Genomic DNA, 14,735 nt, shown 5'->3' with positions numbered 1-14,735 from the left:
GGGCTCGGCTCTACGCAGGCGACCACATCAAGCCACGTAGACGGTCTTGATGTTCATGAACTCATGGATGCCGTGCTCGGCCAGTTCGCGGCCGAAACCGGACTGCTTGCTGCCACCGAACGGAAGCCGCGCGTCGCTCTTGACGATGGCGTTGACGAATGCGGCGCCGCATTCCATGCGCTGGGCGAAGCGCTCACCCCGCACCGGATCGCCGGTCCACACGCTGCCGCCCAGGCCGAAGCGGGTGTCATTGGCCACGCGCAGGGCCTCGGCTTCGTCCTTGACCCGGATGATCGCCGCCACCGGCCCGAACAGTTCCTCGTCATAGGCCGGCATGCCCGGCCCGACCTGGTCGAGCACGGTGGCCGGATAGCCAGCATGCGTACCGGCAATGGGCTCGCCGCCGATCAGCACGCGCGCGCCCTTGGCCACGCTGGCCTGCACCTGCTTGTGCAGTTCCTCGCGCAGGTCAGCCCGGGCCAGCGGTGCCAGCGTGGTGCCACGCGCATCAGGATCGCCGTACTGGCGCTCGCCCGCCGCCTCGACAAAGCGACGGGTGAATTCATCGGCCACCGCCTCGACCACGATGAAACGCTTGGCCGCGATGCAGGTCTGGCCACTGTTGTCGAAGCGCGACTTCACCGCGGCGACGACGGTCCTGTCGAGGTCGGCATCGTCGAGCACCACGAAGGCATCGCTGCCGCCGAGTTCCATCACCGATTTCTTCAACTGGCTGCCGGCATTGGAGGCAATCGAGCGCCCTGCCCGCTCACTGCCGGTCAGCGTCACTGCCTTCACCCGTGCATCGCGCAGGACCTCGGCGGCCTGGTCGTTGTCGATGTGCAGCACGTCGAACACGCCATCAGGCAGGCCACCGTCACGGCACACCGCCAGGATCAGGTCGGCACACTGCGGCACGTTGCTGGCGTGCTTGAGCAGGGCCACGTTGCCGGCCATGAACGCCGGCGCCAGGAAGCGGAACACCTGCCAGACCGGGAAATTCCACGGCATCACCGCGAACACGCAGCCGATCGGCTCATAGCGCACGTAGCTGCGTTGCGCCTCGGTATCGATCAGCTGCGGCTTGAGATAGTCGGCGGCATGGTCGGCATAGTACTCGCAGGCCGCCGCGCACTTGTCGACCTCGGCCAGCGCCTCGGCCTTGAGCTTGCCCATCTCGTGGGTCATCGCCTGCTGCAGGTCGTCGCGGCGCGTGCGCAGCTGTTCGGCGATCTGGCGCAGGATCACCCCGCGCTCCTGCAACGAACGTGCAGCCCAGCCAGGGAACGCCTCGGTGGCGGCCTGCAGGCGCTGCTCGATATCGGCAGCGCCCATCAGTTCATGGCGGTAGGTCACCTGGCCGTTGGCCGGGTCGATGATCTCGACGGTCATGGGGGATCTCCATCAAAGTGACCCCCATTGTGCGCCGCCGGCCGTGAGCCGGGTGTTGCAGCGGCGTCAGCCGTTGTCCTGCCGCGCCAGCTGCAGGTCGCGCTGGCGGCGCTTCTCCGCACGCGCATTGATGTACCAGCCGATCACCGCGGCAATCGACACCGCCGACACCAGCAGCGTGGCCAGCGCGTTGATCTTCGGGCTGATGCCCATCCGCACCGAAGCAAACACCTTCATTGGCAGCGTGGTCGAGCCCGGCGTGGCCACGAAGCTGGCCACCACCACGTCATCCAGCGACAGGGTGAAGGCCAGCAGCCAGCCCGCCACCAGCGCCGGGGCGATGATCGGCAAGGTGATGCGGCCGAACACGGTGAGCCGGCTCGCGCCCAGGTCCATCGCCGCTTCTTCCAGCGACAGGTCCATTTCCTGCAGGCGCGAAGACACCACCACGGTGACGAAGCACAGGGTGAAGGTGACGTGCGCGATCCAGATGGTGGCCAGGCCGCGCGCCGGGAAGCCGGGGATCGCGCCCATCGAGGCCAGCAGCGCCATCAGTGAGAAGCCCAGGATCACATCCGGCATCACCAGCGGTGCAGTGACCAGCGCACCGAACATCGGCTTGCCACGGAAACGCTTGAAGCGGGTCATCACCATCGCCGCCAGCGTGCCCAGCACGGTGGCGGTACAGGCGGTCCAGAACGCGACCACCAGGCTGGTCCACATCGCATCCATCAACGCGCGGTCGGCGAACAGGTCACTGTAGGCGCGGGTGGAGAACCCGGCCCAGACCATCGCCAGCCGCGAGCTGTTGAACGAATAGAACATCAACAGCAGGATCGGCAGGTACAGGAAGGCGAAGCCGAGCAGCAGCACGCCCAGACCCAGGCCCTTGGCGGTACGCGGGCTCATGCCTGCTTCCCTTCCAGCAGGCGCTGCTGGGAACGGTTGAACAGCAGGATCGGCACCAGCAGCAACAGGATCATCGCCACCGCCATCGCCGAAGCGCCCGGCCAGTTGCGGTTGTTGAAGAACTCGTTCCACAGCTGGCGGCCGACCATCAGCGTCTCCGAACCACCGAGCATTTCCGGGATCACGAACTCACCCACCGCCGGGATCATCACCAGCATGCAGCCGGCGATGATGCCGGCCCTGGACAAAGGCAACGTGATGCGCAGGAACGCCTGCCACGGCTTGGCGCCGAGGTCGTAGGCTGCTTCGAGTAGACGGTGGTCATGCTTGACCAGATTGGCGTACAGCGGCAGCACCATGAACGGCAGGTAGCAGTAGACGATGCCGATGTAGGCGGCGGTCGGGGTATCGATCAGCTGCAGCTTGGGCAGGCCCATCGACGTCATCAGCGTCTGCAGGCCGGTGAACTGCAGGAACTGGTCGAGCAGGCCGTTGCGGTCCAGGATCGCCTTCCACGCATACACGCGGATCAGGAACGAGGTCCACGACGGCAGCACCACCAGCATCATCGCCACGTTGCGCGCAGCCGGTGACAGCCGGGCAATGGCATAGGCCATCGGGTAACCGATCAGCAGGGTCAGGAACGTGGAGATCGCCGCGATCCTGATCGAGCTCAGGAACGCCTGCGCGTAGATCGAATCGCGGAACAGCGCCAGGTAGTTTTCCAGGTTCAGCTTCAGCGAGAAACCGCCGTCGGCATACTGCAGCAGCCAGGTGTACGGCGGCGAGCCAACCCGGCTGAGCGAGAAGCTGATCATCAGCACGATCAGGAACGGCACTGCGAAGAACAGCAGCAGCCACAGGTACGGAATGCCGATCACCGTGGCACGCAGCCCCGGCAGCCAGCGCTTCAGGCCGGCCGTGCTCATGAGGTCAGCACCACGCCATCGTTGTCGCGCCAGTGCACCCACACCTCGTCGCCCCAGGTGAGGCCGTCACTGGCCCAACGCTGCGAGTTGGCGAAGTTGGCCAGCACCTTGGCGCCGCTGGGCAGGCGCACGTGGTAGACCGAGTGGCTGCCGAAGTAGGCGATGTCCTCGATCACGCCCTGCGCCTTGTTGGTGTGCCCTTCCGGCTCGTCCTTGCCGATCATCACCTTCTCCGGGCGCAGCGCGAATGCGACCGGCTGCCCTTCGTAACAGGTGATGCCATGGGCGATGTAGATCGGCGCCGGGAACAGCGGCGAGCGCACGGTCACGTACTCGGGCAGGTCCTCGTCGATCACCCCGTCAAACAGGTTGACCGAACCGATGAACTCGGCCACGAAGCGGTTGGCCGGCTGCTCATAGACCTCGTCCGGCTTGCCGACCTGCTGGATCCAGCCGGCATCCATCACGGCGATGCGGGTGGCCATGGTCATCGCTTCTTCCTGGTCGTGGGTGACCATCACGCAGGTCACGCCCGACGACTCGATGATGCTGACCAGTTCCAGCTGCATCTGCGAGCGCAGCTTCTTGTCCAGTGCGCCCATCGGCTCATCCAGCAGCAGCAGTTTCGGCCCCTTGGCCAGCGACCGCGCCAGCGCCACGCGCTGCTGCTGGCCACCGGAAAGCTGGTGCGGCTTGCGCTTGCCCAGATGACCCATCTGCACCAGCTCCAGCATCTCGCCAACGCGCTTGCTGATCGCGTCCTTGCCCAGGCCATCCTGCTTCAGCCCGAAGGCGATGTTCTGCTCCACCGTCATGTGCGGGAACAGGGCATAGGACTGGAACATCATGTTGACCGGCCGCTGGTACGGCGGCAGCGCATCCAGGCGTTGGCCATCGAGGGTGATGCTGCCCCTGGTGGGCGTCTCGAAGCCGCCCAGGCAGCGCAGCAGGGTCGATTTACCGCTGCCGGAGCCACCGAGCAGGGCAAAGATCTCGCCCTTGCGCACGTCCAGATTGACGTCGTCGACGGCGACGAAACCGTCGAATTCCTTGCGCAGGTCGCGAATGGAGAGATAGCCGGGCGCACCGGTCGTGTCGACGACGGTGGCTACCGGCTGGGCTTCAACGGGCATGGGGGCTCCGGGAGCGGGCGGTGGACAGCGGCCGCCATTCTACCGGCCGGGGCGCGCAGGGGATATGACGGCAACTGGCGGGCGGGGCCGGGCGGCCCCTGCCTTCGCCGGGCAAGGCCCGCCTCCCTCCCGGAGAGCGGGCGCCAGGCATGACCCGGCGCCGCCGGACCGGCTTATCTGCCGGTCTTCACCTCGGTCCACAGGCGGGTGTAGAGCTTGTCGGTCTCTGGCGTATTGATCGAGTAGGTGAACATCTTCTCGGCCACGTCGGCCGGCGGATAGATGGTCGGATCGGTACGGATCGCCTCGTCCACCAGCGGGGTGGCGGTCGGCACCGGGTTGGCGTAGTGGATGAAGTTGGTGTTGGCCGCGGCGACCTTCGGCTGCAGCAGGTAGTTGATGAACTTGTAGGCGGCTTCCGGGTGCTTGGCATCCTTCGGGATCGCCAGCATGTCGAACCACTGCGGCGCACCTTCCTTCGGGATCGAATAGGCCACGTGCACGCCATTGCTGGCTTCCTCGGCGCGGTCGCGGGCCTGGATGATGTCACCCGACCAGCCCACCACCAGGCAGGTACCGCCGTTGGCCAGCGAGCCGACGTATTGCGAGGAATGGAAATTCTGCACGTACGGGCGGATCGACTTGAGCAGGTCGGCCGCCTTCTGCAGATCGGCCGGGTCGCCGCTGTGCGGGTCCAGGCCCAGGTAATGCAGCGCGATCGGGATCATGTCCGCCGGCGTGTCCAGGATGGTCACGCCGCAGTCCTTCATCTTGCTGATGTTCTCCGGCTTGAACACCAGGTCCCAGCTGTTGGCGATGTCGGTGCTGCCACCGAAGCGCTGCTTCAGCATGTCCACGTTGTAGCCGATGCCGGTGGTGCCGATCATGTACGGCACGCCGTACTGGTTGCCCGGATCCTGGGTGGCGATGCGCTTCATCACCGACGGATCGAGGTTGGCCAGGTTCGGGATCTTGCTCTTGTCCAGCGGCAGGAACACGCCGGCCTGGATCTGGCGACCGAAGAAGTTCAGGGTCGGTACCACCACGTCGTAGCCGCTGTTGCCGGCCAGCAGCTTGGTCTCGACCATCTCATCACTGTCAAACACATCGTAGGTCACCTTGATGCCGCTCTCCTTCTCGAAGGTCGGAATGGTGTCCTCGGCGATGTAATCGCTGTAGTTGTAGACGTTCAGGACCTGGCTGTCCTGCGCGCCGCCGTTGCCACCGCCACAGGCGGCGAGCATGGCGGAGGCCAGGCCGAGCGTGAGGATACGCAGCTTCATCGGATGCTCCAGAATGCGGGAAGGGGGGCCGGCGGGGCCGGCGACGGGTGCCAGCCTACCCCCCGGCGGCGGATTTTTCTATTCCGGATGCTCAGACGTTCAGCAGCAGGAACTCGCGCTCCCACGAGCTGATGACGCGGAAAAAGGTCTCATATTCCTTGCGCTTGACCGAGATGTAGGCCCGGCAGAAGCGCTCGCCCAGCAAGGCCTGCAGCTCGCCGCACTGCTCCAGCCCATCCAGCGCCTCGCCCAGCGAGCGCGGCAGGTTGTAGCCCAGCTCCTTGGCACTGCCGGTCACCGGCGCGTCCGGGGCAAGCCGTTCACGGATACCGAGCAGGCCGCAGGCCAGGGTCGCGGCCATCGCCAGGTACGGGTTGGCGTCGGACCCGGCGAAACGGCTCTCCACACGCATGTTTTCCGGCGTATCCAGCGGCACGCGCAGGCCGCAGGTGCGGTTGTCGAAACCCCAGTGCACGTTGCTGGGCGAGACTTCGCCGAACACCAGCCGGCGGTAGGAATTCACGTTCGGCGCGAAGAACGCCATCGCCTGCGGAGCGTACTTCTGCAGGCCGCCCAGATAGTGCCCGAACACCGGGCTGAACTCGCCTTCGGCATCGGTATCGCCGGCGAACACGTTGCTGCCGTCACTCACCCGCACCAGGCTCTGGTGGATGTGCATCGCGCTGCCCGGCTCGTTCTCCATCGGCTTGGCCAGGAAGGTGGCATACACACCATGGCGCATCGCCGCCTCGCGCATGGTGCGCTTGAACAGGAACACCTGGTCGGCCAGGTCCATCGCGTCGGCATGGGTGAAGTTGACCTCCAGCTGCGCCGCGCCGGATTCGTGGATCAGCGTATCCACATCCAGCTTCATCGCGTCGGCGTAGTCGTACATCAGGTCGAGGATCGGGTCGAACTCGTTGACCGCATCGATCGAGTACGACTGCCGCGCCGTTTCCGGGCGGCCGGAGCGGCCGGCCGGCGGCAGCAGCGGGAAGTCCGGGTCGGTGTTCTTCTGCACCAGGAAGAATTCCAGCTCGGGCGCCACCACCGGGCGCAGGCCAAGCTCGGCGTAGGCTGCCAGCACGCGGCGCAGCACGTTGCGCGGCGCCAGTTCATGCGGCTCGCCCGTCTTGGTGTAGCAGTCATGGATGACCTGCGCGGTGGCGTCGGCTGCCCACGGCACCATGCGCACGGTGTCCGGGTCGGGGCGCAGCATCATGTCCGAGTCCGACGGCGAGGTCAGCTCGTAATAGTCATCGGGGAATTCGCCGGTGACGGTGGTGGCGAAAATGCCCTCCGGCAACCGTGTTCCATAGTCATGCGAGAACTTGTCGGCCGGAATGATCTTGCCGCGCGCGTTGCCGGTGATGTCCGGCACCAGGCATTCGACCTCGGTGATGCGCCGTTCCTTCAGCCAGCGCAGCAGGCTGCTTTCCTGCGGTGCGGGGGGCGTGGCCGTCTTGCGCGGGCGCGTTCGGGAACTCATCGGGAATCCAGTCGGTCCTGTTGGTGCTGCCGGCAAGCTTGGCCGAATGCACGGAAAATAGCGTGATAGAACGGCGCCTGCATGACGCGCCACTCAGGATGCCACTGTACGCCGAGCACGAACCGATGGTGCAGGCTGCGTGCCGCCTCGATCAGGCCATCGTCGGCCACGGCCTCGACCTGCAGCCCCTGCGCCAGGCGGGCGACACCCTGCCCGTGTACCGAATTGACCTGCGCGCGGCCACTGCCGTGCCACTGCGCCAGCCAGCCATCGGCGGCCAGCGTGACCGCGTGCGCCGGCCCATACTGCACCTCCACCGGCGCCTGCGGATCTTCGCGATGGTCGGCCAGGCCAGGCACCGCGTGCACCTGCGGATGCAGACTGCCGCCCAGCGCGACGTTCAACTCCTGGAAGCCGCGGCAGATCGCCAGCACCGGCAGGTCCAGCGCCAGTGCCTCGTGCAGCAACGCAAAGGCATTGGCATCGCGGGCCGGGTCATGTGGATTGCCTGGCCAGCTGCGGCCACCTTCGTAGTGCTGCGGTTCGATATTGCTGGCCGCGCCGGTCAGCAGCAGGCCATTGAGCCCCTGCAGCCAGTTACCGGCCGGCAGCGGTGGCTGCAGGCTGGGCAACACCACCGGGGTCACCTCGGCCGCCTCGGCCAGCGCGCGAACGTACTTCTCGCCGGCCACCTCGAAACGGTGGTGGCCGAGCACGGTGCTGTCGGTGGGCAGGCCCACCCAGGGCAGGCGGCGCATGGAAAGCTCCTTGGCGTGCGGACACGTTACCCGCCGGCGTGCGACGGCGACAAGACGTCGCCGTCACACCGGGGCCGTCGCGCATCGGCGAAACTGACCAGGTGAACGCTGATCGCCCTGCCCCGCCCGCTCCGCTTCCTCCCTCTCCGCGAGGAGCCCGGTGAGCGCTGCCTTCCCACCGAGCTGGTACGCCGCCAGCCTGCCCGAGCCGCCCGCACTGCCCGCACTGCGCGACGACGTGCAGGCCGATGTGGCTGTGCTGGGCGCCGGTTACACCGGCCTGACCGCAGCCCTGGAACTGGCCGCGCGTGGCCAGCGCGTGGTGCTGCTGGAAGCGCAGCGGATCGGCTGGGGCGCGTCCGGCCGCAATGGTGGCCAGGCGCTGGTCGGCTATGGCTGCGAGGTGGACGAACTGGAGCGCCAGCTCGGCCGTGAAGATGCGCGCCACCTGTTCGACTGGTCGCGCGACGCGGTGCAGGCGATGCGCGCCCGCATCGATCGCCACGGTATCGACTGCCACTGGGTGGAGGGCCACGCCAGCGTCGCCATCCGCGAGCGCCATGAGCGCGACCTGCGGGCCAGCTGCGAGCACCTGCAACGCCATTACGACTACCCCATGCAGTGGTGGGAGCGTGATGCCCTGCGCGCGCAGCTGGACAGTCCGCGCTACCGCGCCGCGATGTTCGATCCGCTCAGCGCGCACCTGCACCCGCTGGCCTATGCGCGCGGTCTGGCCGATGCGGCGCGCGCGGCCGGCGTGGTGATCCACGAGCATTCGGCGGTAACCCGCGTGCAGCGTGGGCCGCAGCCTTCCCTGCACACCGCGCAGGGCAGCGTGCGCGCCGCACATCTGGTGGTGGCCGGCAACGCCTGGCTGCAGGGCCTGCTACCGGAGCTGGAACGGCGGATCATGCCGGTCGGCACCTATATCGGCGCCAGTGAGCCGATCGGGGCCGAGCGTGCCCAGGCGCTGATCGGCAACAACATGGCGGTAGCCGACACCGCCTGGGCACTGGACTACTTCCGCCTCAGCCACGACCACCGGCTGCTGTTCGGTGGCCGTGCCAGTTATTCGGCGCTGCCACCGCCCGGTCTGCGCAGGGTGATGCAGCGGCGCATGCACCAGGTGTTCCCACAGCTGGCCGACGTGGGCCTGGGCCAGGTCTGGGGCGGCTACGTGGACATCACCCGCAACCGCGCCCCGCATTGGGGCCGGCTGGACGGCAATCTGTACTTCGCGCAGGGCTTCTCCGGTCATGGGGTGGCCGCCGCCGGGCTGGCCGGGGAGGTCATCGCGGCCGCCATCGCCGGCCAGAGCGAGCGCCTGGACGTGTTCCAGCGCCTGCGCCATGCGCCCTTCCCCGGCGGCCGGCTGCTGCGCACGCCGCTGCTGGTGGCGGCGATGTCGTGGTACAAGCTGCGGGATGCGTTGTGGTGAAACAGTGAGCTGACACGGAGAGATTCCGAAGTACTGGCAGTTTTTGGTCCTCCACGGCATGTGAAGAGCACTCCTTCAGAAGGGCGTGACGGAATTCTCATTTGATCGGTAGATCGCATCGGCAATTGCATTATCTATTTCATGCCGATACCGTCCCTCAGAACCGGGTCCCGCGGCGAATGGATACTGACAGGGAACGTACTAGAGGGAGAAGTGCGATTGAGCTGGTGGAATGAAGGCCTGCAGTTGAAGTTGCGTATCCGCCCGGCGGGGCTGGTCCTTGCGCTGTTGTACGCCATCGCATGCTGGGCGTCTCGCCAGTTGTCGCTCGACCAGTTCTATCTGCCCGCCGGCGTCCGCGTGGCTGCGGTGCTGTTGTTCCCCCCTCGATGGTGGCCGTACCTGCTGCTGGGCGAATACGCCTACTTTGCGCAGATGCGCGTGCCAATGATCGAGAAGTATGGACTGGCCTGGATAGTGCTTGGTTCGGCACTGCTGATGCCTGCAGTGATGCTGATCGTGCATCTGCACCGGAAAATGATGGTGACCACGAAGAATGCGTGGCTGATTTCAGTCGCGGCGGCTTCGGCGCTGGTGGTCACGGCGCTCAATCTGATGTTGGCACACCTTCTGTGGCCGACACCGCCGGAGATGCCGGTGCTTGCCAGCATCGCGCGCCTGGTCGTTGGCGACTTCATCGGAATACTGACCCTTGCACCGCTTGCGTTGCTGTGGACACGCCGTACTGGCAACGCCCGTTGGACATCAGGTTTCGCCCCGCCTGCAATCGCTGCCCTGACGCTGATGGCGATGATTGGCCTGTATGCCGCACAACTGCCCCTGGACGAAGCAAACGCCAAGACATCGATGCAGCTGCTGATGGCGCTGCCAGTCGTCGTGCTCACTTGTCTGTATGGCTGGCGAGGTGCGGCGATCGGAGTGCCGTCCCTCAACTTGATCATTGGCCTGACCACCCCAAGCCCCTATACAGGTGCGTTCGATCCAGCTGCGTTCGCGACCCAGCAGATCATGGCTGTCACCGGCGCTGCACTGCTGGTGTTAGGGTCGCGCATCACCCACTACTACCACCGTTCGCGATTGGGCGAAGTGGGTGAAAGAGATGCGCTCAAGCACGCGCGCAATTCACTGGTCGCAAGCGAGCTTGATCTCCGTGAGCGCGCGCGGCACCTGAGGAAGCTGGGGGACGGCATCGACACCTCGCTCAGCGAGGTGGTGAATTGGCTCAATGCGCAGGGCCACCCCACGATAGCGAACAGTCTCCTGCATATGGCTTCTGTCCATTCGCGACAGTTCCGCGAACAAACCAGCATGGTCTACCCCGCAGCATTGGAACATCTTGGGCTTTACGTCGCCCTACAGGCCGGCGGCGTACGCGAAACCTGGGACCTGAGTCATCGCGTGATGCGTCCTCGATTGCTCGGCGATCCCTGTCAGCTCAGTGTCGGCCTGCAGCTGGCCGCCTATCGCGCCCTCACCGATGCCGTTTCGCTGTTGATCAACAGTGAATCCGGCCAGATCAGCATCCGCGTGCGTTGCGGCAGGAGAGGAGGACGCCGCGGCATCCTGATGACGGTCGCACTACTGGATTCATACCGCAGCCTGTCGCCGTCCACTGTCACCGCCACGGTCGAGCGCTTGGCTGGCCGGACGATTGCCTATGGCGGGACAGTGCAGTGCCATCGGAATCGGATACGGATGGCGATGGTGGAAACGGGTGACTCCGCCGCCATCGGCATTGCATCGTTCAACGCTATGGATCACGTGACGACCTCCGGGCAGGGAAACTCGCAGACTCAGATCTGATGACCAGTGTGAGCCAAGGGGCCGGCCTTACCATAACCGCCCCCTACCCGCGTTCATCGCGGCAAGCGCAGCGGCGCAGGACATCCCGACACCGCTGCCCACTTCTACGTCTCTACGGTGTTTCAACCGACCAGATGACTTCGCCGCCACTACGATAACGCACCAGCGAAAAATCGCTGCCGCTGTAGATCTGCGAGCGGCTGGCGCCTGCCGGTATCTGAATCTTCTGCTGGGGCAGCGAAACCCTGGCCACATTGCTGCCTGCCGGCAGCACCCAGTAGGCCCCACCTGCGTTACCGATGATCAGCTGCACGTTTCCGAGGAGGTCGTTCACCTGCAGATAGGTGATGCCGTCACGCTGGAATCCATACAGCTGCCAGCTGGGATCCTGACTGAGATTGACTGCAGCCGGACTGGCCTGCCCCAACCCAGCCGTAGCCAATGGCTTTCCATGAAAATCCGAGGGACCGCCCGCGATTGCCGGGGCAGCGGCAAGCATCAGAAATCCAGTGGCCGCACCAAAACATGAAAATCGCACAGTGACCTCCAGGTCGAAGTTGAAGTCGAGAACCTCCACCTGATACTAACCGCTTCCCATCTGAGCAATGGGCCAAATGACGAGCACGGACGTTTTCGTCCTAAAGTTACGCCCGAAACTGCCGCTATCCGTGCCGAGCCCCTCCCTCGTGAGCCACCGCATCATGCCCGTGCTGCCGCAGGCCGCCGTCGATGGCGACCTGGCCGATCCGCTGCCGCAGCGGATCCTGCTGGTCGAAAACTCCCGTGCATTCACCAGCATGCTGCGCGAAGCCATCGAGCAGCGCCTGGAACTGCCGGTGGTGATCGCTTCCACCCTGGCCGAGGCCGATCGCCTGCTCAGCGAAGGCGGCGGCTGGTTCCTGGTGCTGACGGGACTGGTGCTGGCCGACGGCGACCGCGACACGGTGGTGGAGTTCTTCCTCAAGCGCGGCCTGCCGACCGTGGTGGTCAGCAGCGTCTATGACGAGGACCTGCGCAAGCGCGTGCTGCAGCAGCAGATCATCGACTACGTCCTGAAGAACACCCCCGGCAGCATCGACTACCTGGTCTGGCTGGTGCAGCGGCTGGAACGCAACCGCCGCATCGCCGCGCTGGTGGTGGACGACTCGCCGTCCGCGCGCGGCTATGCCGCCGCACTGCTGCGCATGTACGGCCACGAGGTGCACGAGGCCGCTGACGGCAACGAGGGCCTGGCCGCGATCGAGGCGCATCCTGCGATCCGCCTGGCGGTGGTCGATCAGGAAATGCCCGGCATGCAGGGCGTGGAGTTCACCCGCCGGCTGCGCACCCTGCGCTCACGCGACAAGGTCGCGGTGATCGGCATTTCCGGCAACGCCGACGCCTCGCTGATCCCGCGCTTCCTGAAGAACGGCGCCAACGACTTCCTGCGCAAGCCGTTCTCGCGCGAGGAATTCTTCTGCCGTGTCTCGCAGAACGTGGATCAGCTGGAACTGATCGGCACCCTGCAGGATCTGGCCACCCGTGATTTCCTCACCGGCCTGCCCAACCGCCGCTGCTTCCTGGAGCAGAGCCAGCGCCAGCTGCCCCAGCTGCAGCTGCACGGCCAGTGCGTGGCGGTGGCGATGATCGACATCGATCACTTCAAGCACATCAACGATACCTACGGCCACGAGGCTGGCGACGATGCGTTGCGCGCAGTGGCCGGCGCAGTGGCCGCACATGCGCGCAGCCAGGACCTGATCGCGCGCTTCGGCGGCGAGGAATTCTGCCTGCTGGTGCCGGACATGGAGCAGGACGAGGCGCTGCTGTACTTCGAGGAACTGCGCCAGCGCATCGCCGCACTGGACGTGGACATCGGCGCGGCCAGCCTGCGCATGACCGTCAGCATCGGCCTGTGCTGCCTGCGCCCGCAACGCGACGCGCTGCACCGGCTGATCTCCGAAGCCGACCGCCAGCTGTACCTGGCCAAGGCCGGCGGCCGCAACCGGGTCAGCTGCACGACGGTGGCCAGCCCGCTGCGCCCGCGCGAGCCTGCGCTGTCCTGATGGCCGCGCCTTGATCCAGATCAACGCTGCCTGCGGTTGGCGGCTCTACAGTCGGCCCCGACATACGCAAGAAGGGGCGCCGGGGATGGCACTACTGGTCTGGCAGGACGATCTGAACATCGGTATCGATGTGATCGATCAGCAACACCGCCGCATCATCGAAATGCTCAACCATCTGCATGTGGCCCAGGCCAGCCTGCAGCGTACGGCGGTAGGCGACGTGATCGATGAAGTGGTCGACTACACCATGTCGCACTTCGCGTTCGAGGAAGAGCTGATGGAGGAAGCGGGCTATCCGTTCTGTGCCGCGCACAAGCGCGTGCATGAAGTCTTCATCAAGCGCGTGGCCGAGTACCGGCTGCGCTTCCAGGCCGGCGAAGACATCAGCGACGAGCTGCGTACCATGCTCTCGCGCTGGCTGTTCAACCACATCCGTGGCGATGACCAGGCCTACGCCGAGCAGGTCAAGGCGCACCTGAACCAGTTCGCCCGCGAGCACCAGGGCGGTGGCTGGCTCGGCCGCACGCTCAAGCGCTTCTTTGGCTGAGCCGCAGCGCGCGCCGATGCAGGGCCACCAGCGCGCACAGGGTCGCCACCGCAGTCAGGCACAGGTAGTAGCCGACCGCCACCAGGCCGAAACGTTCGGCCAGCCAGGTGGCCAGGTACGGGGCGGGCGCTGCACCGAGGATGCCGGCCAGGTTGAATGACAGCGAGGCACCGGTATAGCGCACTTCCACCGGGTAGATCTCGGCCAGGAAGGTTCCGCAGGGGCCGTAGGTCAGGCCCATCAGGAACAACCCCAAGCACAGGAAGGCGGTGACCAGCCACGGACTGTGCGGCTGGAACAGCGGCGCGAACAGCACGCCGAAGCCGACGATCAGCACGCTGGCGACGATCATCGTGCGGCGCGTGCCCCAGCGGTCGCCATAGCGCGCCGACAGCGGGATGCCCAGCGCGAAGAACAGCATGCCGGCCATCTGCATCAGCAGGAACTGCTCGCGGCTGTAGCCGAGCACGGCGGTGCCATGGCCGAGACTGAACACCGTCATCAGGTAGAACAGCACGAACGTGGCGAACGCGCCCAGCGTGCCCAGCAGCATCGGCACCGGATGATCGCGCAGCACCGTCCACATCGGCAGCCGCACCGGCGCCTTGCGTTGCAGTGCCTGCTTGAAGTCGGGGGTCTCGTGGATGTTCAGGCGCACCCACAGGCCAAGGCCGACCAGCAGCGCGCTGGCCACGAACGGAATGCGCCAGCCCCACTGCAGGAAGTCGGCCTGGCTCAGGCAGCGACCGAGCACCAGGAAGATGCCGGCCGACAGCAGGAAACCGATCGGCGCGCCCAGCTGCGGGAACATGCCGTACCACGCACGCTTGCCCGGCGGCGCGTTCTCGGTGGCCAGCAGCACCGCCCCGCCCCATTCGCCGCCCAGGCCCAGACCCTGCCCGAAGCGGCACAGCGCCAGCAGCGCCGGCGCCCACAGGCCGATCTGCGCGTGGGTGGGCAGCAGGCCGATCAGCACCGTGGACAGGCC

General features: G+C 66.0%; 13 protein-coding genes. 4 read left to right on the top strand and 9 right to left on the bottom strand.

Annotated elements, in window-relative coordinates:
- Positions 1–27: 27 nt before the first annotated feature.
- The 7 genes from ARC23_RS02610 to ARC23_RS02580 form a co-directional block, all read right to left on the bottom strand.
- The gene (locus ARC23_RS02610; protein ID WP_057495799.1) at positions 28–1,392 is read right to left on the bottom strand and encodes an NAD-dependent succinate-semialdehyde dehydrogenase; all 1,365 of its coding nucleotides are present in this window, start codon (positions 1,390–1,392) and stop codon (positions 28–30) included.
- Positions 1,393–1,458: 66 nt separating this feature from the next.
- Positions 1,459–2,301, bottom strand: a complete 843-nt coding sequence (locus tag ARC23_RS02605) for an ABC transporter permease subunit (protein ID WP_057495798.1) — start codon at positions 2,299–2,301, stop codon at positions 1,459–1,461.
- On the bottom strand, positions 2,298–3,230 hold the full coding sequence (locus ARC23_RS02600) for an ABC transporter permease subunit (RefSeq protein WP_057495797.1): 933 nt from the start codon (positions 3,228–3,230) through the stop codon (positions 2,298–2,300). The genes ARC23_RS02605 and ARC23_RS02600 overlap by 4 nt, the downstream gene beginning before the upstream one ends.
- Positions 3,227–4,363 (bottom strand): ABC transporter ATP-binding protein, encoded by a 1,137-nt coding sequence (locus ARC23_RS02595; RefSeq protein WP_057495796.1) that lies wholly within the window; start codon positions 4,361–4,363, stop codon positions 3,227–3,229. Before ARC23_RS02595 ends, ARC23_RS02600 begins: the two co-directional genes overlap by 4 nt.
- Before the next feature lie 173 nt (positions 4,364–4,536).
- Positions 4,537–5,646: a polyamine ABC transporter substrate-binding protein gene (locus tag ARC23_RS02590; RefSeq protein ID WP_057495795.1), complete on the bottom strand. Its 1,110-nt coding sequence runs from the start codon at positions 5,644–5,646 to the stop codon at positions 4,537–4,539.
- 91 nt (positions 5,647–5,737) lie between these two features.
- Positions 5,738–7,135 (bottom strand): glutamine synthetase family protein, encoded by a 1,398-nt coding sequence (locus ARC23_RS02585; protein ID WP_057495794.1) that lies wholly within the window; start codon positions 7,133–7,135, stop codon positions 5,738–5,740.
- Positions 7,132–7,893 carry a gamma-glutamyl-gamma-aminobutyrate hydrolase family protein gene (locus ARC23_RS02580; protein WP_057495793.1) on the bottom strand — a complete coding sequence of 254 codons (762 nt, stop codon included), beginning with the start codon at positions 7,891–7,893 and terminating at the stop codon, positions 7,132–7,134. Before ARC23_RS02580 ends, ARC23_RS02585 begins: the two co-directional genes overlap by 4 nt.
- A 160-nt stretch (positions 7,894–8,053) precedes the next feature.
- Between ARC23_RS02580 and ARC23_RS02575 the strand changes: the two genes are divergently transcribed.
- Both ARC23_RS02575 and ARC23_RS02570 read left to right on the top strand, forming a co-directional pair.
- Positions 8,054–9,331, top strand: coding sequence for an NAD(P)/FAD-dependent oxidoreductase (locus ARC23_RS02575; protein ID WP_057495792.1), 1,278 nt, complete (start codon positions 8,054–8,056; stop codon positions 9,329–9,331).
- Positions 9,332–9,544: 213 nt separating this feature from the next.
- Complete coding sequence (locus tag ARC23_RS02570; protein WP_238985175.1) at positions 9,545–11,155, top strand: MASE1 domain-containing protein; 1,611 nt, start codon at positions 9,545–9,547, stop codon at positions 11,153–11,155.
- A gap of 112 nt (positions 11,156–11,267) precedes the next feature.
- On the opposite strand, the gene ARC23_RS02565 is transcribed toward ARC23_RS02570, so the two are convergent.
- Positions 11,268–11,732 carry a hypothetical protein gene (locus ARC23_RS02565; RefSeq protein WP_238985174.1) on the bottom strand — a complete coding sequence of 155 codons (465 nt, stop codon included), beginning with the start codon at positions 11,730–11,732 and terminating at the stop codon, positions 11,268–11,270.
- Between the two features lie 124 nt (positions 11,733–11,856).
- On the opposite strand from ARC23_RS02565, the gene ARC23_RS02560 reads away from it, so the two are divergent.
- Together ARC23_RS02560 and ARC23_RS02555 are read left to right on the top strand one after the other, a co-directional pair.
- Positions 11,857–13,200, top strand: coding sequence for a diguanylate cyclase (locus ARC23_RS02560; protein ID WP_057495790.1), 1,344 nt, complete (start codon positions 11,857–11,859; stop codon positions 13,198–13,200).
- A gap of 85 nt (positions 13,201–13,285) precedes the next feature.
- Entirely contained in the window at positions 13,286–13,747 is a 462-nt protein-coding gene (locus ARC23_RS02555; protein ID WP_057495789.1) for a bacteriohemerythrin, read from the top strand.
- Here ARC23_RS02555 and ARC23_RS02550 read toward each other — a convergent pair.
- Positions 13,728–14,735: MFS transporter (locus ARC23_RS02550; protein WP_057495788.1), on the bottom strand; the 1,008-nt coding region annotated here is incomplete at its 5' end. The genes ARC23_RS02555 and ARC23_RS02550 overlap by 20 nt on opposite strands.

It is taken from the genome of Stenotrophomonas beteli, assembly GCF_001431665.1.
Lineage (GTDB): Bacteria > Pseudomonadota > Gammaproteobacteria > Xanthomonadales > Xanthomonadaceae > Stenotrophomonas > Stenotrophomonas beteli.
The sequence above is the reverse complement of the archived record's forward strand: the minus strand, read 5'-3'. Positions and strand labels throughout refer to the sequence as shown.

Coding starts and splice junctions, on each gene's coding strand:
- ARC23_RS02595 (WP_057495796.1), bottom strand. CDS start 4,363: ATGCCCGTTGAAGCCCAGCCGGTAGCCACCGTCGTCGACACGACCGGT.
- ARC23_RS02580 (WP_057495793.1), bottom strand. CDS start 7,893: ATGCGCCGCCTGCCCTGGGTGGGCCTGCCCACCGACAGCACCGTGCTC.
- ARC23_RS02590 (WP_057495795.1), bottom strand. CDS start 5,646: ATGAAGCTGCGTATCCTCACGCTCGGCCTGGCCTCCGCCATGCTCGCC.
- ARC23_RS02600 (WP_057495797.1), bottom strand. CDS start 3,230: ATGAGCACGGCCGGCCTGAAGCGCTGGCTGCCGGGGCTGCGTGCCACG.
- ARC23_RS02585 (WP_057495794.1), bottom strand. CDS start 7,135: ATGAGTTCCCGAACGCGCCCGCGCAAGACGGCCACGCCCCCCGCACCG.
- ARC23_RS02555 (WP_057495789.1), top strand. CDS start 13,286: ATGGCACTACTGGTCTGGCAGGACGATCTGAACATCGGTATCGATGTG.
- ARC23_RS02560 (WP_057495790.1), top strand. CDS start 11,857: ATGCCCGTGCTGCCGCAGGCCGCCGTCGATGGCGACCTGGCCGATCCG.
- ARC23_RS02610 (WP_057495799.1), bottom strand. CDS start 1,392: ATGACCGTCGAGATCATCGACCCGGCCAACGGCCAGGTGACCTACCGC.
- ARC23_RS02605 (WP_057495798.1), bottom strand. CDS start 2,301: ATGAGCCCGCGTACCGCCAAGGGCCTGGGTCTGGGCGTGCTGCTGCTC.